Annotated in this window: 17 protein-coding genes; 4 read left to right on the top strand and 13 right to left on the bottom strand. The window is 53.5% G+C overall.

Annotated features, from left to right (window positions below; translation table 11 throughout):
- Positions 1–41: 41 nt before the first annotated feature.
- The 4 genes from J2I46_RS16380 to J2I46_RS16365 form a co-directional block, all read right to left on the bottom strand.
- On the bottom strand, positions 42–1511 hold the full coding sequence (locus tag J2I46_RS16380) for a hypothetical protein (RefSeq protein WP_207330108.1): 1470 nt from the start codon (positions 1509–1511) through the stop codon (positions 42–44).
- Between the two features lie 162 nt (positions 1512–1673).
- The gene (locus J2I46_RS16375) at positions 1674–2006 is read right to left on the bottom strand and encodes a YegP family protein (RefSeq protein ID WP_207330107.1); all 333 of its coding nucleotides are present in this window, start codon (positions 2004–2006) and stop codon (positions 1674–1676) included.
- 292 nt (positions 2007–2298) lie between these two features.
- Positions 2299–3042, bottom strand: a complete 744-nt coding sequence (gene bla, locus J2I46_RS16370; RefSeq protein WP_207330106.1) for a subclass B1 metallo-beta-lactamase — start codon at positions 3040–3042, stop codon at positions 2299–2301.
- A gap of 105 nt (positions 3043–3147) precedes the next feature.
- Positions 3148–3453, bottom strand: a complete 306-nt coding sequence (locus tag J2I46_RS16365; protein WP_207330105.1) for a DUF1330 domain-containing protein — start codon at positions 3451–3453, stop codon at positions 3148–3150.
- Positions 3454–3885: 432 nt separating this feature from the next.
- Between J2I46_RS16365 and J2I46_RS16360 the strand changes: the two genes are divergently transcribed.
- Positions 3886–6435, top strand: coding sequence for an RICIN domain-containing protein (locus J2I46_RS16360; protein WP_207330104.1), 2550 nt, complete (start codon positions 3886–3888; stop codon positions 6433–6435).
- Between the two features lie 98 nt (positions 6436–6533).
- On the opposite strand, the gene J2I46_RS16355 is transcribed toward J2I46_RS16360, so the two are convergent.
- The 8 genes from J2I46_RS16355 to J2I46_RS16320 all read right to left on the bottom strand — a co-directional run bounded on the left by J2I46_RS16355 (position 6534) and on the right by J2I46_RS16320 (position 16514).
- Entirely contained in the window at positions 6534–7103 is a 570-nt protein-coding gene (locus tag J2I46_RS16355; protein ID WP_207330103.1) for a DJ-1/PfpI family protein, read from the bottom strand.
- 88 nt (positions 7104–7191) lie between these two features.
- Entirely contained in the window at positions 7192–7593 is a 402-nt protein-coding gene (locus tag J2I46_RS16350) for a type II toxin-antitoxin system VapC family toxin (RefSeq protein ID WP_207330158.1), read from the bottom strand.
- Positions 7594–8108: 515 nt separating this feature from the next.
- On the bottom strand, positions 8109–9092 hold the full coding sequence (locus tag J2I46_RS16345; RefSeq protein ID WP_207330102.1) for a hypothetical protein: 984 nt from the start codon (positions 9090–9092) through the stop codon (positions 8109–8111).
- A 66-nt stretch (positions 9093–9158) separates the two neighbouring features.
- Positions 9159–9359: an alpha-2-macroglobulin family protein gene (locus J2I46_RS16340; protein ID WP_207330101.1), complete on the bottom strand. Its 201-nt coding sequence runs from the start codon at positions 9357–9359 to the stop codon at positions 9159–9161.
- Between the two features lie 10 nt (positions 9360–9369).
- The gene (locus J2I46_RS16335; protein ID WP_207330100.1) at positions 9370–9681 is read right to left on the bottom strand and encodes a HigA family addiction module antitoxin; all 312 of its coding nucleotides are present in this window, start codon (positions 9679–9681) and stop codon (positions 9370–9372) included.
- Between the two features lie 12 nt (positions 9682–9693).
- Positions 9694–9972, bottom strand: coding sequence for a type II toxin-antitoxin system RelE/ParE family toxin (locus tag J2I46_RS16330; protein ID WP_207330099.1), 279 nt, complete (start codon positions 9970–9972; stop codon positions 9694–9696).
- A 201-nt stretch (positions 9973–10173) separates the two neighbouring features.
- Entirely contained in the window at positions 10174–15735 is a 5562-nt protein-coding gene (locus J2I46_RS16325) for an alpha-2-macroglobulin family protein (protein ID WP_207330098.1), read from the bottom strand.
- A 260-nt stretch (positions 15736–15995) separates the two neighbouring features.
- On the bottom strand, positions 15996–16514 hold the full coding sequence (locus J2I46_RS16320; protein ID WP_207330097.1) for a D-glycero-alpha-D-manno-heptose-1,7-bisphosphate 7-phosphatase: 519 nt from the start codon (positions 16512–16514) through the stop codon (positions 15996–15998).
- A gap of 167 nt (positions 16515–16681) precedes the next feature.
- On the opposite strand from J2I46_RS16320, the gene J2I46_RS16315 reads away from it, so the two are divergent.
- Both J2I46_RS16315 and J2I46_RS16310 read left to right on the top strand, forming a co-directional pair.
- A complete protein-coding gene (locus J2I46_RS16315; RefSeq protein ID WP_207330096.1) occupies positions 16682–17674 on the top strand; it encodes a formylglycine-generating enzyme family protein in 993 nt (330 codons plus the stop codon).
- A 120-nt stretch (positions 17675–17794) separates the two neighbouring features.
- Entirely contained in the window at positions 17795–18241 is a 447-nt protein-coding gene (locus tag J2I46_RS16310) for an RrF2 family transcriptional regulator (protein ID WP_207330095.1), read from the top strand.
- Positions 18242–18461: 220 nt separating this feature from the next.
- On the opposite strand, the gene J2I46_RS16305 is transcribed toward J2I46_RS16310, so the two are convergent.
- Entirely contained in the window at positions 18462–19010 is a 549-nt protein-coding gene (locus tag J2I46_RS16305) for a DUF2911 domain-containing protein (RefSeq protein WP_207330094.1), read from the bottom strand.
- A 262-nt stretch (positions 19011–19272) separates the two neighbouring features.
- Here J2I46_RS16305 and J2I46_RS16300 point away from each other — a divergent pair, with 262 nt between their 5' ends.
- Entirely contained in the window at positions 19273–21072 is a 1800-nt protein-coding gene (locus tag J2I46_RS16300; RefSeq protein ID WP_207330093.1) for an acyl-CoA dehydrogenase FadE, read from the top strand.
- Positions 21073–21126 lie beyond the last annotated feature (54 nt).

The raw sequence follows: 21126 nt of genomic DNA, 5'->3' as shown, positions 1-21126 counted from the left end.
ACAATCATGTTGGCCTCTTTTTGTATGTGATGACTGCTGATCTATTTCTTATCCGCTTTCTTCATCATCTTCTCCAGCGAATCGCTCACATCATCGACCATCCGATTTGTTTCGCGACGTACCTGACGGAAATCGTTTTCCGACGTGTGCTGCACTTTATATACTTGGTCAGTCAACTGGCGGCGTTTATCCTGAAGGTCCTTCTGAGCATCTTCCCGTGCTTTGCGAGCCGACCGGTTTTCATTAGACCCGTCACCTTTCATGCCATCCATTTGCTTATCAATGTTAGCAATCTGCTCATCGAGCTGCTCAATCAGATCCTGACGATCATTGCTGAACCGATCGTTGTTTCCGGTCCGGCCACCTGAGTTCGAGTCGCTACGCTGACCGCTGTTCATGCTCTGGCTGCGGTTCGGATCGTTCTGGTTGTACGAGCGGTCTGTCTGCGAATACGAGCGATCCATGTTGTTCCGGTTCTGATTGTCCATCATTGACGAATCGTTACTCGATCCGTTCATGTTCCGGTTATCCGAACCCTGACCTTGCTGGTTTCGCGAATAATTGCCGTAGCTATCGTTGCCATTGTTTGACCGGCTATTGTATGAATCGTTGCCGTTCTGCTGGTTAGACCCCATCCGGCTATCGTTATTCATCCGCTCGTTGTTGTACCGATCGTTGCCCTGCGAGCTAGGGTTCATATCCTGGCGCGACTGGTTTCGGTCATCGTATGAATTCCGGTTATCGTTTCGGTCTGAATATGAGTTCCGATTATCATTCCGGTCAATATATCCGTTCCGATTGTCATAGCCGCTATTGTATGAATCGCGGCTGTTTAAGCGGTCATTATTTGAGTTGCGGCTGTCGTAGCGATCGTCGTTCCGGTTCGACCGGCCGTTCATGTCCGAACCGTTCCGGTTATCATTCCGGTCATCGTATGAATTCCGGTTGTCGCTGTACCGGTCTGAGTTGTATGAGTAACGGCCATCACGGTCGGAATCAGAGCGGCTATACCGGTCATTCGACGAGTAGTCAGAACTGTAGCGGTCATTGTCGCGGCTATATCGATCATCTGAGTCGTTACGATCCGAATTTGAGTCAGACCTATATCGGTTATTATAGGAGTCAGAATTCCAGCGGTTGCTGCTATTCGAATCTGACCGATACCGGTTATTGTATGAACCTGACCGATCGCGGCTCGTCATGCGGTCGTCGTCCCGATCACGGTCACTATCGCGATTTGAGAACAAGCCTTTCCGCGTTTTGGTATCATCGTCCCGATCGTTGCCATTGTTCCGCCGATCACGATCTGAATTGCGTTCATTGCGTGAAAACAGGCCGTTGCGGTCATCATCACGTCTACGGTCGTCATCGCGATCTGAGCGACGTGCCGAAGCAGGAGCCCGATTGACAGAATTAGAGTCTTTGTAAAGCCACCCTTCTACAGTGGCGCAGGATGATAAACTGGTAATGGCCGCCAACATGGCGCCTACTACCCACACCTTCTTTTTCATAACGTTGAGATTTTCACGAAAAAACGGCCCAAAATTGGTGCCAATGCCAATTTTGGGCCGCTAAGGGCATTTTTACCGATAGGTGGTGTAGAAGTATTCTACAAAAACTGTAGAATATATTACCTATTTCCCGGTTTAGGGTACCACCTGGTAAGTAAGGTATTAGAGCGTCTGATCGTCGATTGTTGCGTCGAATGCGTTCTTCTTCACCGACTCAATACCGTTGTCGCGGGCCGATACGCTTTCGTACATCTCGCTGGAGCCAATGATTTGCCCATTGGTGGCTTTGAGATTGAAATAGGGCTTCCCGCTCGACGATTCCTTACGATCGAACCGGTCATCATCCTGCGAATTGCGCTTTACGGACTCGATGCCGTTTTCGCAGCCTGCTTTCGAGGAGTAGCCCTCGCTGCTTAGAATTGTTTGCCCGTTACCGGCTTTCAGGCTAAACTGGAACTCGCCATTGGTACGGGCGGTGATTACGAATTTTCCCATTGTTTTTTAGTTAAGGGTCTAACGGAGGAATGAGTAGAAAAGAAATGACTTTTTTCGCTGAATATAGGCGTTAAAGTTATTCGTTAAGTTGATGACCAACAACCTTTTAGTGCCGATGTGCAGGCTTCGGCCGGGCTGGTTCGCCGTCAGTATCACCGGTAAACTCAGGGTGTTACCAGGCGGCGTGCTGTTCAGTCGAGCAGGTGTATGACGAGCCTCGGTACGTATTGTCACCATGCGCTTACCGGGCGGTATAGGTCGCAATGGAAACAGCACGAAGCCAGGGGCACGGTCAGCGTTTAGGGGCAGCATGCTTTTCCAGCAGGTGCAGTGTATGTGTCAGCGATTTGGTATCGCCCCATTCCTCATGCCCCGGAACCACAATCTTGGCCGTACCGAACTGAGCCATCACCCGCCGCATCGACGTACCCCACGCTTTCAGGTTCGCATCGCCTACGAAACCCATCCCGAATGCGGCGACGCTTTTCACGAAACAGCCGCCGTGCAGAATCTGCTGCTTTGGTAACCAGACCACGATATTATCGCTGGTGTGGCCTTCGCCCGGGAAATAACACCGAATAGGTACGTTGCCAATGATGAAGGTCGTATCAGCTGGCAAAATACCCTCGGGCGACACGTACCCATCTTTACTTGCCAACTGAGCTGTTCGAGGCGTACTGATGACCCGGATACCCGCTTTTTGCAGCGCGCCCGTGCCGCCAACGCGGTCGCCGTGGGCGTGGGTGACAATACATAACCGCACGGGCTGATGCAGACTGTCGGCTACCCATTGCAGCAATTGCCGCGTGTTGTCGGTGTTCTCTCTGGTGTCCCAGCCCGTATCGACCAGCACCACGCCGTCGTCCGTCCGGATGATGAGGCCATTTGACGGAACAAAGTCTTTCTGGTATTCACCATAGGTAACGTGTACGTATACCCGGTCGGTCAGGGGCGTAACGGCGAGTTTGGGTTTCGATTGTGCGTGCGCGAAACCAACGTAAAAGAGAGCGAAAGAAAGAGCTGCCAGAATACGCATACTGAAAAGTGGTAGCTGAAGGATCGTATTGTTTGCGAAGAACGGAATAAAATGGCTTTGGTTTTGCTGGTGCCGCCTGCTTTTGTACTCCCACCATGCGCTCTGCTACAACCGTACGCCCTGGATCAGGATGGCCGCCCGAACAGATTGTTCTTTCAGGTGCAAAAACTGCTTGCGGCTCTCATCCTGCGAAAAGGCCCTGAAATCCTGCTCGGTCTCAAAACTCACGAAATGAATTTCGTACGGCTTCTCCATCAACTGCTCATCAATATATGCCTCGTCGGTGGGACGTACCCGGAGCAGAAGCTGCCCATTGTACTTCGCAATAAGCGGAATGGCTATGTTCTCAAACTCGTGAAACACAGACTCCTGCCCTTCATTGACAAAAATCAACTGCGTGAAATAGATCATAGCTGTGGAGAGATTATGGGCAAGTTAACCAGCCAATCGTACAATTCCGTTGCCCAGCGGCTTAGTGCCTGTAGAAACGTATAGGCAAGGTAATCAGCAAGGTACGCAACAGGCAGAGGTTGTTAGTGGACCCACAGTATGAATTAATTGAAGGTACGTTGATAAACTAAAACCATTTCGATATCAGGCAACTCAGTTGCCTCTGAGACGTACCTGTTAAACACATCGAAATACAAATAAAGTATCATATATGTTGGTGACCGCATAAGTAGCTCACTGTCCTAACGATACTGGTACTATCATGGGTCGTCGGCTACCCGATTGCGCTATGTATGTGGCTACTCTGCTTCGCTCCGAGTCTGCCGGAATGCGTATGCTATTCCGTGTTGGTAACTACCATTTTCAAACTCAACCCCGTCTATCTATTCACACATGTTTACGTACATTCTGAGGCGGCATGCCGCTTATTACACCCTTTTCAGCGGCCTTCTGCTTTGCTTGGGTGGCCTGACCGCCACAACCAGCCTCGCAGCTAACCTGTCGCAGCCCGGCTCTGTCTCCACCATTGAACCGAACAAGTGCTACCGGCTGGTGTCGCGGCTGAGTGGTAAAGTGTTGAGCGTAGAGAACAACTCGCCAAATGATGGTGCCCAGCTTCGCCAGACTACCGATGCTAATCAATTAGCCCAGGGCTGGCAGTTCACCGCCGACGGGAGTTACTACCGCATTTCGGTGTTGCATAACCAGAAAGGCATTCAGGTACGTAGTTCCGCCACGGCCGATGATGCGCTGCTCGAACAGTGGACGTATTGGGGCGGAAGTTATCAGCAGTGGACCGTTCAGCGTAACGCCGAAGGCTACTACAGTTTCGTGAACCGCAATTCGGGCAAGGCCATCACGGTGCGCAACGCCAGTATGGCCGAAGGGGGCGAGATCAGCCAGCAGACCGTGGGTACAGGTCAACAGCAGCAGTGGAGCGTCGAAGAACGTAGCTGCACGGCTGCCCCTGCCAACCGCCCGCCTGTTGTAGTGGCCTCATCTACGCCATTGACAGGTACGTCGCCGCTGAGCGTAACCTTTACGGGCAACAAATCGTCGGACCCGGACGGCGATCCCATCACCTACCAATGGGATTTTGGTGATGGCACCTTCTCCACCGAAGCCAATCCGGTGAAGGTCTTCACCATCAGGCCGGGTGCACAGGGCGTTCCTCAACGGAGCTACAGCGTTAAACTGACGGTTTCTGATAACAGAGGTGGCATTGCGACCAGTCAGACTTTCGTGGTTTCGCTGAATAGTACGGCGCCAACGGTTCAGATCACCAACCCCGTCAACAACGCCAAGTACGCGCTGGACAAGGCCACCAGTTACACCTTCGCCGCTACCGTTACCAACGCCTCGAGCAGCCTGACGTACCTCTGGCAGGTGAAGCTGCGCCATAACAACAGTGAGCAACTGGTGTCGACCACGTCAGGAGCCAATCCCGTTGTCGAGATTTCGCCGGCAGGTTGCGATGGGGACACCTATTATTACCTGGTCGGACTCAAAGTGACCGATGCCACTGGCGCAACTGCTCAGGATTCTGTCAAAATTTACCCCGATTGTACTTCGCCCAAATTAACGGTCACCGGCCTGACGGCCACCACCGCCTCCAGCGGCAACAGTAGCCGCGTGCTGCTCCGGTGGACAAACCCCACTGTCAGCTTCGATGATGTACTGGTGGTCGGAAAAGTAGGGTCGGGTTTCACGGAAATTCCGCTCGATATCAACTATGTGGCCAACGCCAGCTTCACCGGCAACGGGTCAGACCTGTATGGCGGCAAGGTGCTCTATCAGGGTACGGGGACTTCGTTACTAGTGACCGAACTGACGGCGGGACAACGCTACTATTTCCGGGTCTATGCCCGCAAAGGCCGTGGCTGGAGCGGGGGCGTTGAGGTGAGCATCGTTCCGACGGCCGCCAACCGCCCGCCCGTTGTGGTAGCCACCTCTACGTCGCTGACAGGTACGTCGCCACTGAGCGTGACCTTCACGGGAAACAAATCATCGGACCCCGATGGTAACCCCATCACCTACCAGTGGGATTTTGGCGATGGTAGCTTCTCCACCGAAGCCAATCCGGTGAAGGTCTTTACCATCAGGCCGGGTGCACAGGGTATTCCCCAATCGAGCTACAGCGTCAGGCTGACGGTATCCGACGATAGGGGCGGCATTGCGATAAGTCCGATTTTGCTGGTCTCGTTGAGTAGTCCTTCTGCTGCGATCGAACCCGGTAAATGTTACCGCATTCAGCCACGGGGCAGCGGGTTGGCGTTGAACGTACCTGCCGGATCGGGTAGCGACGGAACCAAACTACAACTGAACACCGACGCCGGGCAGCCCTGGCAGAAATGGCAGTTCACCGCCGACGGAAGTTATTACCGCATCTCGGTGCAGCACAACCAGAAAGGCATTCAGGTGCGAAACGGCTCTACGGCTGATGACGCGCTATTGGAACAGTGGACGTATTGGGGCGGCAATTACCAGCAGTGGACAGCCCAGCGTAACGCCGAAGGCTACTACAGCTTCATTAGCCGTAATTCGGGCAAAGCCATTACGGTGCGCAATGCCAGTGCGGTAGAAGGGGCCGAGATCAGTCAGCAAACGCTGTCGACAGGACAGATACAGCAATGGGGCCTCACCGAGACAACCTGCCCAACAGGCGGGCGAATTGCGGTTGCTGAACCTGGCACCACATTCAGCCTGTGGCCCAACCCGGCCCGCGACCACGTAATGATCGACCTCAGCCCCGCTCGTGGCCAGTCGGTAGGTTTGCAACTGAATGATCTGCTCGGCCGGCCGCTCCAGCAAACGCAACTGGATAGTGCCCCCACGGAGCCGTACCGCGTCAACACGGGCCAGTTACCCAACGGTTTGTACCTGCTTCAGGTGGCGCCTTCCGGCCAATCGCCAACGACACTACGGCTGTTGATTCAGCGGTAATGCACAAGCCCCGCCTTCAGTAGTTATCTGAGGGCGGGGCTTACACAATGTGGTGAACTAATTTGGTCAACAAGGAAACCGATCTGCGACATCCGTCGCTACTTTTCCACCGGTTGCGCTTCGTTGAGGCAGACAAATACCTCCCGATAAAATTCGGGGTGTGATTGCCAGGTCTGGCCCGTAACTATGTTCTGGTCACGTACGGCTTGCTGGGTCGAATACGTGCCACCCCCCATCTCGATTTCAGTGCGTACATGTTCATAAGCCGTGAGCGTTCGGTTGGCGGCTAAACCAGCCGTGACCAAAATCTGAATCCCGTGGCAGATGGCAAAGACCCATTTACTCTGCCGGTCAAATTCGCGGACAATCTCCAGCAGAACGGCATGGTTACGCAGGTATTCGGGAGCGCGGCCACCCAGCAGCAGAATCGCATCGTAGTTCTCGACGACCACATCCTCTATAGCCAGGTCGGAAGCCAGACAATAGCCGGGCCGCTCAATGTAGGTGTCCCAGCCCGGTTCAAAATCGTGCATAACCAGGTTGAGCCGCCGTTTACTGGGCGCGGCAATGTGGGTTGTGTCGCCCTCCTCCTGAAAACGGTGAACGGCGTAGAGGGTTTCGTAACTTTCGCCACCATCACCGGTAACGATCAAAATGTTGCGATTCATAGAAAGCAGATATTGGGAATAGGTCTTGAAAGATAAGCATTATCCCGAACAATGGTCCACCAGATGTAGCCTGACTGTCATCTGATCGCTATTCTTGCTTTGGGCCAAACTGATGCTGGTATTTGGGCCAATAGAATGTAATGCCCTCAATGAAGTCGAAATCTTTCTTGTTGAATGTAAACAACTCGACAGGGTAGGTCAGTGCCATTGCAGCAATCAGCATATCGGCAATGCCAGGGCGTTTTGTGTGGTGTTCCCAAGTCAACCGAAGAAGGGTGCGGGAGATTTCTGCGTCAAGGCCAATGATATTGAACTTGCTAATGGTCTCAGTAGTCTTTCGCCGCTCCGTTCGCCTCATACCGACGTACATCTCCGCCTCTGAAATCACGCTGGGAGCCAGCCGGGAAAAGCCGAGTTCATCAAGTTCTTGCAGCATAACGGGCGTACCTCGAAAATACTCAAACAGGACGTTTGAATCACAGAGAACTATCTTCTTTTAGGCCATGCTGCCTTACGAATAGACTCCATTGTACGCTCATCCTTCGCCCATATCCCGCCGAACGAAGCAGGGGTTTCGGTAGGGATGGCATTACCAGTACGCAGAAATGGAATTGGCGTCTCTACCTGAGCTTCTATACCATTCTCGCCCAATAACTTAAGGGCTTTGGCGAAATCATTGTCGCTGACGAGTAAGGTCTTCGTTGGTCTTTATGCTATGATACAAGTATACAACAAATTTCGCCCCGTTAGGGGCAAAACAGCGCAGCGTCGGTAGCCAACGGGTATCGTGGCAAAACCCGTTGGCGTGCCGTAGGTACGCAACTGCCACGCTTTACTGCACCGTTATAGCTTTCCTATAAAAATGGTTGGTCGCTTAATTACGTTATGCGTCAGCAGTTTCTATGCATAACCTGATGAGAAGCCCTGAATTCACCGCGAGACGTCTTTACGTATAAATTTTATTCTACGTTCGTCTTTTGGAACTCTTATATTCCATAAAGTTTATTAATACTTAGACATTTTAAACTCTTGATTTTCTAAAATAAATATTGAATCGCCCCCCATAGCTGTCAATCCACCACGGATTTCGCCTTCAGTATATATTAAGGTAATTGGGTCCATAAACGTATATGCGATCGCATTATATTTATGATCGTATAGCCCATCTTTGCTAACTGGATAATTCTTAAATAATTCTTTGTTATATTTTGGTTGCATCGCTTTAATTAGAGCTTTTTCAGCATCAAGAAAGACTGTGTCTTGATTAGGGTAATTTTCTCCTTTCAACGCAGCTACCATGCTGTCAGTATCAGACTCAAGTCCAAACGTTTGCATTTGTAAATTGTCCTGAAATTTAAAGGGCAATACAACTATTTCATTTGCAGGAAGTTGTTTATCTGTTACAGGAGACTCCAATGAAAGAATGTCCTGTAACGTAGAATGCCCTTTCAATCGCTTTAGTATACTCTGCTTTGTTGCCTTACCAACATAATGCACAGTATACCGAGTGAGCGATTTCCAATCTCCTTCAATCGTGCAGTTTATACTTCCCGTCCACCAGTTCTGTAAAAGCTTTTCTGGCGAGAACCAGATAATGAACTCCTTTCTATCAGGATTGTGCCTTGCTAAAGAAAATCCATGAATATTATAAAGAGGAGGGTGTTCTTGTTCGGTGGATTTGTTGAGAAAATTAAATGCCACATAAACAGCGCTAGCATCGTTCAATTCAAATACCTCTTGGTCAAATGGCAATGTGCATTTTATGATATTTGGGTTGCCTCTTTGATGTATTTCAAAATTTAATTGATACAAAGATTTGTCAGGTATTACATTTTCAAATGTGATAACAGGTCTTTGTGCAAGTAAATAGAGGCTTGCGTCGCAAAGCGATCTTTCAATTAATATATCATCTTTTACAACTGCAAACTCGTATGCAGTCAAAGGCGCATAAGCCAATTTAAGTTGATTGAAGAGACTTTTACTGCTCATAATAGTTGCGTAAAACTCTTCTTGTGTTGAAGGGTTTATATCCTGTTTAATTTTAAGCTAAATTATTTACTCCACCACAACCTTCCCAGCGCCGTTGTAGCTTCGGAGTTCGGGGTTGTACATGGCGTCGGCGGAGGCGGGGCCTACGATGAAGCGGCCTTTTGAGACGGCGCGGACCATGTAGTAGACGGTTTTGGTTTCGGAGCCGCCTACCGAGAGATAGTAGTTGACCCGGTCGTCGCGGATGTAGAAGTAATCGACCGGCAAGGAATTTTGATTATGCGGGTTGTAGGCCTCTGTCAGGCATAGTGAAGTGCTGAATGAGGGCGCGGTTCACCTTCTTTTCGGCGTGCCACAGCTCGTAGTTTTTCTGGAGGTTTACCCAAAATTGGGCGGTGTTACCGAATGCCTCTGACAGTTTTACCGCAAGTTCAGGACTGATGCCCGCCCTCTCGTTCACTACGGCGGACAGGTTGGCGCGGGCAATACCAATGCCTTTCGCTACTTCGGTGACCGTTAAGCCGCGCTCTTTAATATAATCTTCCCGCAGGATTTCGCCGGGGTGTACAGGTGCCAGATTGCGTTTCATAAGTTGTGTATGTTAATGGTAATCAACGTAGTCTACATCATAGACGTCCCCGTTGTCAAATCGGAAAATTACCCGATAGTTTGGTGTGATAGTAATCGCCCAGAAGTCGGCTAAGTCGCCCGTCAGTTTATGAATGCCTGAACCCATCTGCTGAATATCGCTGGTCGATGTTACAGCGTCCAACTGGTCAAGAATCCGGTTGATCTTTCGCAGGTATTGAGCGGGCAACTTAGCACCGTTACCCTCCTCGTAATACTGCTGCAAGCCCTTATGACGGAAGTTTACAAGCATATCGGTGTGTATCGTGTAATACTACACATTACAACTGGAAAAGGCAAGATTAGAGCTTAAAGCTGTTCAGGTATTTGCTGCTGTTTTTTTGTCATCCCGACGAGAGCAGGGATCATGGCGTTTTACTCAAAAGTGCCGGGCACTATCAGAAAGAACGCCAAGATCCTTCCTTCGTCGGGATGACAAAAAAGGTGATTCGGATTACTCCACCACAACCCGGCCAGCGCCGTTGTAACTGCGGAGTTCGGGGTTGTACATGGCGTCGGCGGCGGCGGGGCCTACGATGAAACGGCCTTTCGAGACGGCGCGGACCATGTAGTAGACGGTTTTGGTTTCTAAGCCGCCCACCGAGAGGTAGTAGTTGACCCGGTCGTCGCGGATGTCGAAATAATCGACCGGCGAGGCGTTTTTGATCCAGTCGAGGGTGCGCTGTTCGGCTGTGCCGTTCTGGGCGGTAGCACCGCTGAGACGTGGGTTCTCTACCTCGAAACCGGCGGGGAGCAGGTCGGTCAGCACCACGTTCTTCACCGGTAAGCCCGATTGGCTGCTCAGGGTCAGCTTCACCACAATCAGGTCGTTTTGCTTGAAGCGCGTCTGCACGGCCCCGTCGCGGTTCAGGTACGTCCGGCGCACGATCAGGCCACGGTCTTCGTCAGGTACGTTGCCTGATGTCGGTACGCCTTCGCTTTGGCCGAAATAATACAGGTTTCCGCTGCCTTTGGCGGTCAGCGTCAGCGGTTGGCCGGTGGGTAGTCGGCGGAGGGTAATGTCGGTGCCGGTGAACGTACCCAGGGCCTTGCCTGCGCCGGTCAGTGTGGCGGTGGCGGTGCTGTTGGCGTTCTGTTTGGCCAGCTTGCCGAGGGCCAGAAACGCGAAGGCGGCTTCCTGCGTGTTCAGGTAATCGGCCTGTTGCACCGCGCCAGACAGTTGTCGGGCCAGCGTCGGAATCTGCAAATTGTCGGGATCGGTGTCGACCAGGTTGCTCAGCACCAGCGCCACGTTGCGGATCGGCGAGGCGTAACTGTCGCCGGTTTCGCGGCCCATCGTGCCATCGGCAAACTGCTTCGGCAGGAGGGAGGCGCTGCTGGCCTGATCGCCGAGGCGGGCGTAGGTCGTTGCCAGCAGGTACCGTCCGTCGGTGGTGAGCAACGTACCGGCCGATTCTTTGTAGACGCTCATGGCGGCGCGGTTGGGTTTGTCGGCCAGCGCCAGCACGTACAGGCCGTAGAGGTTCGTCCGGCTGGCCACGGTGCGGTCGGTGCGTGACCCGTCTTCGTTCATCACCGATACCGTTTCGATGCGGTTGTTCCCCGTCAGCGTCGTGAGGCGGTCGATGAGTTTGCTCTTCACCGTGGCGTTGGCCTCAAAACCTGCCTTTTCGGCTTCGACCATGAAATGCAGCGCGTAGGCCGTGGCCCATGGATCTTCCACGTTGTAGCCCGGCCAGAGCGTGACGCCACCGTTGAAGAGTTGCCGGTTTTCGATCTGCTGCAACGCCTGCTGAATGTTCGTCGCCGGGTTATAGTCCGACTCGCCATTGCGGACGAAATAGACCGTGCCCTGCCGAACCGTTTTGGTCAGGTCGGCGAAGTAAAGCTGCGGAAACGCTTTCGAGATGGTCTGTTCCGTGCAGCCGTGCGGGTAGCCCAGCAGGTAGCTCAGCGTTTTGGCGTACTGCACCACCGGTGACCGGCTGATGGTGAGGCTGCTGCGCGTGGTGCCCGGCAGGAAATTACCCGCCAGCGTCAGGGCTTGGGTACGTCCACCCGCCACAACGCCTGCTACCGTGGTTTTCTGCAACGGCGCGGCAGGGCGTACGGTGATATCGGTTTTCTCGACGTAGGTTTTGCCCATCGCATTCACCGTCACCGTAATATCGCCCGGTCCAACGCCGCCCGTAGCCCGGATGCGGAAGGTCGTGCGGCTTTCGCGCCCCGGCTGAACGGTCAGCGACTGCGACACGCTGCGCCCCGAATCGGCCACCACCTGAAGCGGTCCGCTGACGGTAACTTTGGCCACCACCCCGGCGGCTTTGCTGGTCGTATTGCTCAGGTTAACGGGCATGTTCAGTTCATCGCCGGGCGAGAGGAAACGCGGAATGCCGGGGCTGATCACGATCGGGTCCGATACGGTCATGCCCTGCTCGCCCGACCCGAAGGCGTTGTCTTTGTAGGCTACGGCCATCACGCGCAACGTACCTGAGAACTGCGGAATGTCGATGGTGTATTCGGCCTCGCCCGCGCTGTTGGCTTTAAGCACGCCGCTCCAGAGCGCCACCAGTTGGACGCGCTTGTTGCTCAGCGGATTCACGCGCCGTTCCAGGTCATAACCGTCACCGCCACTGCTCGACCGGCTGCGGAGCGATAGTTCGGGATACAACAGTGCGTAGCCATCGGACGGGATCACTTCCAGTGCCCGTTTCTGGAAAAAATAGCCGTGCGGATCGGGTGTCTTGAAGTTTTTCAACTGCAAAATCCCTTCGTCGACCACTGCCACCGTCACCGAGGCGTTGGCCTTCGTTTTCACGCGGATGGTTTGTTTCGTCTTGGAAAACGACTTCGCCACGGCCTCAATCGCTACCGGCAGCTTCGTGTCGGGGTCGGTTACGGCTACCGACGCGAAGCCGTGGGCCACGGTCAGCGGCAGGTCGGTGCCGTCCATGGCGCGGATGAGCGTGGCCGTGACATAGGCGTTGGGCAGATGCTCCTCATCGACGGAAAAAGTCCATTCGGCGGCTTTGTTCTCGGTCGTCAGCCAGCTGTGGGTCAGCACACCGCTGCGCTCTACCGTTACCAGAATTTTCCCCTCGAACGGTGCTTTGAACAGAACCTTCACTTTATCTCCGGTTTCATAAGTCGGCTTGTCGAACTCCATCAACACCTCGCCTTCGGTGCTCACTTCAAACGACGAGGCCGACGTGCTGCCCCAACCATAGGCGTAGAAATCAGCCGCCGTGTAGCCAACAGCACCAGGCCGACGTACCCGCACCTCATACTCGCCCGACACCGTAGGCACGTACCTGAACGGCGTGGGTTTAGCGCCGAGACTAAGCGTGTTGGTGTATACGATCTTTTCGCGGCGTTTGCTGCTGTACTTGATCTGCCCGTCGGCCTGCTTTTCGGTCACGGTCTGGTAATCGAACCGCACCACGTCGACCTGCGCCTTCGCCGACTGCGGTTGACCGGCTGCGTTCAGGCCCACGACCTCAACGGCCAGCGGTGTGTTGGTGGTCAGGTACGTATCGGCCAGCCGGATGCCGTAGAACACGTCCTGCGTTTGCACGTCGAGGCGGCGGAGGCGGTTTACGGGTCGGCCATTTTCGTCGAATACGGTCACGAACAGCTTGGCTTCGAGCAGCCCAATATCGCGGTAATCGGCGGGGATGGGGAAGCTTTCGGTAGCTTGTCCGGCGGCGTCGGTGCGGCCCTGGCGCAGCGTTTTCTCGAACGACGTGGGTACGCCCGTCGCCTCGGCGGGAATGCTGAACGTGTAGGCTCCGTAGCCTTTAGGCGCAAAAACGCGGCGTTTCAACTGCAATTCCACTTCGTAAGCGCGATCAGACGCGGGTGGCCCGAACAGGTTTTGCGCCGTGGCTGATAGCACAATGGTTTGCCCGGCTTTATAGCTCTCCTGCGCCGTTTTTACATCCACTTTGATCCGGTCGGGAATAAACTCTTCGATGCTGATGGCCTGCGAGGTCAGCAGCGTATTGCTGGCGTTCAGCACCTCCACGGTGTAGCTGCCCGTAACGGCGGCGGGGTCTACCGGTACGTCCACTGGCGCGGAGCCCTGCTCGTCGGTCACCTTGCGGAACACGCGGTACTCGCTGCCGTTGGGCATCAGCACCCGCACCGACAGCGGAACCTCGGCCACGGTGGTTTTGCTGCCCGCTTCAGGGCGGATAACGGTGTTCAGGTGGATGGTCTCGCCTGGGCGGTAAATGTTGCGGTCGCCATAGACGAAAGCGTTCAGGCCCGTTGCGTTCGTGCGTTTGCCATCCACCTCGAAGCGCGACGTTTCAACCTGCGTGTCGGTCAGGTGCAGGAAGTTGAAGTCGTCGCCCGTGCGGGCCGTGAGCATGGCGATGGTGAAACCCGGCGCTTTTTCCTGGATTTTCTCGAATTTGACAAAGCCTTTGCCGTCCGTCTTCAGCGTATACACCGACTGGTTATTGCTGCTGATCAGCGAAATCTCCACCCCATCGAGCGGCTCGGCGCTTTGGATGGAATTGGCCCAGACCAGCAAGTCGGTATCCGTTTGTCGGGCAATCAGGCCGATATCCGAGATCGACACCAGCTGCGTGGCCGACACGTAGGCCTCGTCTTTCGACTGCACCGATACCAGGTACGCGCCGCGCAGGGGCCGTTCCCGGTCGCCCGTTGCCTGATCGGGAATGGCCAGGTTCAGCGCCGACACGCCGCGTACTTTCGGCAGATCGCTCGTCTGCACCGTCTTATCGACCAGCACGCTGCTCAGGTCGCCTTCCTCATCATTGCCGTACGAATAGGTACCCGACGGCCCCCAGGTGGCCTCTTCGCCGGTGCCTTGCTGCGCGTAGTCTTCGTAACGGTTGTTTTTCAGGTAGTGGAGCAGGTTGTTTTCGTACAACCGCGCAATTTTTACCTGCACCTTGTCTACGTTCGTAATGCTCAGCCCCACATTCCGCGACCCTTTCGACGACAGATAGAGCGCATTTCGGGTGGCGAACTGCAGACCGGCGGGCATTTTCCCGAAGAACACATCACGTGAAACAGGCTCGTCGAGTTTGGTGTTCAGCACGCCGCGCATCTGGTCGGTGAAGGTGATGACGTAGGTGTCGGTTTCGTTGAAATCGCCTTTGATCAGCAGGCCATTGTCGGTCAGTTCGGCGGTGGTCTTAACGACGGGCTGAATGGTGTAGTATAGCCCCAGGTTCTGATTGGGTTGCAGCGTTTGGGTTGTCACCACGCGCACCGTGCCCTGTTGATTGGTGAAGCCCGACTGTACGTCTACCACCTCTAGTTTCGAGCGGGTAGGCAGCGTGGCGGTTTGCTGAATGGTTTCGGTGCTCGTGTACGCCGTGTTGGGCACCTTCACGCCTTTATCGACGGTCAGTGTCAACGGCTGTTCATTGTCGGCATTGGGCGCGTCGGTCAGCGTCACGATCAATCCGCCGCCCGACAGTGCATCTCCCTGTGCTTGAATGGGTCCTGCCGTCACGGTCGCCTCGTCCGCTTTGATTCCCAGCCGCGAAGCCACCTCCGCCGCCGACACTGGGTAGTTGAACCGAAGCCGCGTTTTGGCCACCGGCTGTCCCGACGTACCGGCAGTGTTGCCCGCCGCGCGTGTCCACCAGGTTTCGGTGCCAACGAGTTGCAGGTAGGGCGTGTGGAACTCGATCTCATCGCCCGATACGCTCAGGCCTTTATCCGTCGCATTCCGAAGTAATTCTTTCGACAGCTCAGCGCGGTAATTCGTAGCGGGGTCGAAGGCGGTGGCGGGCGAAAACACCAGCTCGCTCGGCGATGTCCATTTGAATTGCCCTTTCACGGCAGGCTTGAAGGTGATATACGGCGTTGATTCCCATACATCGGCCTGTGCGCCTGTGCCATCCGGCCCGACGTTTTTGTTGAAGGAAAAAACCAGGTTTTGCGACTGCTGAATCTCGTCGTCGAAGTTCCGGCCAACCACCGAAACAGTATTCGATAAACGGGCGCAGTGCGACAGCGTCAGCGTGACGGTGAGGAGTGCCAGCCACAGGCGGGCGGGGGCAGAGAAAGACATGAATGGCAAGGGTTTACGCCGCTAATAAACGCAGAATTCCGGTGCCTTTTATATGTGGGAAGGCGATTGTATTTTATGCGGTAAATCAAAATGCCTGGTCGTTACCAAGCAGCGCTTTTGTCATCCCGACGGAAGGAGGGATCGTGTCGCTCTTATCGAAAGTGCCGGGCTCTATGTGAAGGAACGCCACGATCCCTCCTTCCGTCGGGATGACAAAAACCTACCCCCAATTCTACCGGGGAGCCCGCCAGCCTCTACTTTCAATGATAAGCCAGTACGCGTTCAGATGCCTTCAGGAGGTTATCAGCGCTACAGTCGCCGGCAGTAGGCTCGGTGGGGGCGTGGGTAACGTGAACCGTTTTCACGCCCACGCGGCGACCGGCAATCATGTCGCGCAGGGCATCGCCGATCATCCACGATTTAGTGACGTCGATGTTGTATTTAGCAATGGCTTTTTCGAGCATCAATGATTCCGGCTTGCGCGTCAGCGAACGCGTGGTGTAGTCGGGGTGGTGTGGACTGTAGTAGATATCGTCGATCAGGTTGCCGCACTGTTCCTGTAGGTACGAATGACAACGCATGACATCGTCGCGGGTATATAGTCCTTTGGCAATGCCCGCCTGATTGGTGATCACAATCAGCATGTAACCAGCTTCCTTGAGCCGACGGAGACCTTCAACTACGCCATCGGGAATGATGAAGTCTTCGACCCGGTAGACATAGTCGGTTCGGTCTTCGTTCAATACGCCGTCACGGTCAAGGAAGATACACTTGTTCATGGTTGAGTTGGTTGCGTAGTCAGAAGTTGCGGGCAATATACGTAAGTAATTACACTATTTCGTTAATCAATTGTAATTAATCAAGCAAAAATTCGGCCGAAGTTGTCTAATAAGGTAGTTTGCTTACAACATTCCTTTTTGCCTGTACGTGATAGACAACGTTTTCTATGGTTCGTTTAACAAGTTTACTGATCCTTTTGCTTTCTCTTAATGGGCTTTTGGTAGCCCAGAACACCGAATTTGCCTCCTATACGCAGGTTATTACGGGTAGTAATCAGACTTATCCGATGCAGGCTATTCCGGGTGGAACGTACCTGATGGGCAGCCCTGCCACTGAAAAAGGCCGCAAACCAGATGAGGGCCCGCAGCATAAGGTCACCATCGAGCCGTTCTGGATGGGTAAATATGAGATCACCTGGGACATCTACGATCTGTTCACCACCAAAAACATCGAAAAGGAGATGGCCGCCCGCTATCCGGAAGGGGCTGATCTGAGTAAGACCGATGCCACCACCCGGCCCAGTCCGTCGTATGTTGATATGTCGTTTGGTATGGGCCGAACAGGGTATCCGGCGATTAACATGACACAGTATGCGGCAGTCAAATTCTGTGCCTGGCTTTACGACAAAACGGGTGTTTTTTACCGATTGCCTACCGAGGCCGAATGGGAATATGCCTGCCGCGCCGGAACGACCACACCGTTCTCGTTTGGCGCCGACCCGAAGTTGCTGGGTACGTATGCCGTGTATAAAGACAACAGCGGTGGCGGCTATAAGAAGATCGGCACCAAAAAACCCAACGCGTTTGGCCTGTACGACATGCACGGAAATGTGATGGAATGGACGCAGGATCAGTACATTGCCGATTATTACGCGCAGGTGGTCAAGGGAACGGTGAAAGAACCCTACGCGCCCCGAAAAACACTCTATCCGAACAGTGTTCGGGGTGGTTCGTGGGATGATGACGCCACGGTGGCCCGTTCGGCCGCCCGCACCCCATCAGACCCTGCCTGGAAAGTCATTGACCCGCAAAGCCCCAAATCAGACTGGTGGATGACGTCGGCTTCCTTCTGTGGCTTCCGGATCGTGCGTCCGCAGAAAACACCGCCTATCGAAGAGATCAGGGCGTATTATGATATCAAGCCGATCAAAGATTATTAAGCACAGTTAGCGCCCCATACCGGGCGCTATTTTTATTTATCGAAATACTATACAAAATTTATCGATCAAAAGTAGTGTTATAGAGTACGGCCCCATTCACACATAAACTGGATTTGACGTATGATCTCAAAAAAAGCTAAATACGCCATCAAGGCGTTGAAGGCCCTCACCGAGTTGTATGGGGAAGGCCCGGTTCTGATCTCCCAGATCGCGGCGCGCGAATCGATTCCGCAGAAATTTCTGGAAGCAATTTTACTCGAACTGCGTAATCAGGGAATGCTCCAAAGCCAGAAAGGAAAAGGGGGTGGTTATTCGCTACGGGTCGATCCCGAACGCATCACATTGGCGCAGGTAATCCGCATTATCGACGGACCAATCGCCCCCACGCCCTGCGTGTCGCTTAACTTCTACGTTCGCTGCGACGACTGTGAAGATGAAGAAACCTGCGCCATCCGGCCAATCATGCTCCAGGTACGTGATGCGAACCTGGCCGTTTACGAAACAACCACGATGCAAATGCTGGTCGACAGAGCCCAACCCGCGCACCTTATTGATGTCATAAAATAACATCGCCCAGGCTGGGATAGACCGGGCGATGCTTGGGTTAGGCTGTATGTTGCTATATTTTAGTGAATTGCTGACGCATGGCCCTTCGACAGGCTCAGGGTGACAGGACACTCAAGAATGTGAATGACGAACTTGGGTGAGATTGTCACCCTGAGCCTGTCGAAGGGCCATGCGTCAGCAATTCACTACAGCGCGAATTCAAATCACCCCCACCAGCTACTTAAGCTGCCTTCTGGAACGGTACCACCACCTGAACATCTTCCCAGGTTAGCAGCATGTTAATGCCGCCGGGTTGCGGTTCGAAACTAATGAAGAACTGCTCGGCCGTTGGGCTGTAAGGCCGGGTACTGGCGGGAAAACGCATAACGTCAGCCGCTTCCTTATAGCTCACCCCCCACTGACCCGTCCGGCGGTTAATGATGATTGTCCAGTCGTTCGGGGTGGGAATCGTGTACAGCGAGTAACGCCCTTTCGCCAGCCGGTTGCCGTTGACACGCACATCCTGCGACAACTCGACGATTGTGGCCGCGTTGGCTCCCGTACGCCATACTTTATCGTATTTCACGACGCCGCCGAAAATGGTGCGGTCTTTTCGGCTGGGCTGGCAATACAGCACTTTCACCGTAATGCCATTCTGCGTAGCCTGCGCCACTGCCTTCGGGCTTCTCTTCGCCGATGCACGTAGATAAAGGGCAACGCCAAAGATGAACAGGAGTATGCCTCCGATGATGAGCCAGGTAGAGGTGTCAATTGTTGAAAGAAATTCCATTGTCAGGTTGTTGGTAATTGGGGATTGGTTGATTGGTTGGCTGGGCAATTCGTTGATTGGTAGGATTGCGTTGGCAGACGAAGTCAACCAATGAACCAGCCAACCAGTTAACCAGCCAACCAATCAACCAATTCCCCGCTGAAAGTTACTGGATTAAGCCGGAATCCGTTCGTGTAAAATAATAGTATGCATGCATACTACCTATGGAATTAATTCCCATCTTTGCACGTAAATAGTATGCACGCATAACAATTCCTGAACAATGATTGCGACCGACAATAAAGCTTCGATTAAAGGCGGCGAGTTTTTGATTAAAGACACGGACGCCTCGCAGGTGTTCATTCCTGAAGAGTTTACCGAAGAGCAACAGATGATTGCGGCTACCTGCCGTGAGTTTCTGGCCAAAGAAATCTGGCCTCGTCTGGACGAAATCGATGCCGCCAAATCGCCGGATTTGATGTCGTCGTTGATGGACAAAGCGGGTGAACTGGGTTTGCTGGGTACGTCGGTTCCTGAAGAATACGGCGGTTTCGGCATGAACTTCAACACGTCGATGCTGGTGGCCGAAGCTACCGGTGCCGGTCATTCGTTTTCGGTAGCCCTGTCGGCGCACACGGGTATCGGTACGTTGCCGATCGTGTATTACGGTAACGACGAGCAAAAAGCGAAATACCTGCCTAAACTGGCTACGGGCGAGTGGAAAGCGGCTTATTGCCTTACTGAGCCCGATTCGGGTTCAGATGCCAACTCAGGTAAAACGAAAGCCAAACTGTCGGAGGATGGTACGTTCTACACCATCACCGGTCAGAAAATGTGGATCACCAACGGTGGTTTCGCAGACTTATACATCGTCTTCGCTAAAATCGACGACGACAAAAACTTGAGCGCATTCATCGTAGAGCGTTCGTATGAAGGCATCACGATGAACGAACCGGAACATAAGCTGGGTATCAAGGGGTCAGATACACGTCAGGTGTTTTTTACTGATGTGAAAGTACCCGTTGAGAACCTGCTGTCGGAGCGCGGTAACGGTTTCAAAATTGCCGTGAACATCCTGAACATTGGTCGGATTAAACTGGGTATTGCCGTAGTAGGTGGTGCCAAGCAGGCGATCAACGACGCGGTTCGCTACTCGAATGAGCGCAAGCAGTTCGGTATCAACATTTCCCGGTTCGGTGCCATCAAGCATAAGCTGGGCGAAATGGCGATTAAAGTGTACGCCTCTGAATCGGCCAGCTACCGGGCCGGACAGAACATCGACGATGCCATTGAAGACCTGAAAGCAGGCGGTATGGATGATGCAACGGCCAAGCTGAAAGCCCTGGAGCAGTTCGCCATTGAGTGTGCCATCATGAAAGTACACGGTTCAGAAGCGCTCGACTACGTAGTCGACGAAGGTGTTCAGGTGTATGGCGGCATGGGTTACTCAGCCGACGCGCCCATGGAACGTGCCTACCGTGATGCCCGGATCAACCGGATTTTTGAAGGTACCAACGAGATCAACCGGATGCTGGTGGTGGATATGCTGTTGAAGCGCGCTATGAAAGGCGAACTCGACCTGATGACACCCGCCATGGCCATTGCCAAAGAGATCATGTCGATTCCTGATTTCAGCAGCGACGAAGACGAGTCGATGTTTGCTGCCGAAAAGAAAGTATTGAAAAACCTAAAGAAATCGGTGCTGATGATTGCCGGCGCGGCTGTTCAGAAATTCATGGGCAAACTCTCGCACGAACAGGAGATCCTGATGAATCTGGCCGATATGGCAATCGAAGTATACGTAGCGGAGTCGGTGCTGTTGCGCGTTGAGAAGTCGATTGGCCTGAAAGGCGAAGCGGCGCTGGCGTTGCAAAAAGACATCGCGATCACGTACCTGCACGAAGCCGTTGAGAAAATCAGTGCGGCGGGTCGGTCGGCCATCACTAGCTTTGCCGAAGGTGATGAACTGCGCGTGATGCTGATGGGCCTGAAACGGTTCACCAAGATCGAGCCGATCAATCTGAAAGATGCTCGCCGCCGCGTGGCCGATGCTATGATCGCCGAGAACAAATACATTTTCTAAGTGGCTGCACGTCGCTAATTACGCTTTTTACAACAACTGAAGAATCAAAAAGCC

This window comes from Fibrella forsythiae, assembly GCF_017353175.1.
Classification (GTDB): domain Bacteria; phylum Bacteroidota; class Bacteroidia; order Cytophagales; family Spirosomataceae; genus Fibrella; species Fibrella forsythiae.
This window is presented reverse-complemented; position numbering and strand designations above follow the sequence as displayed.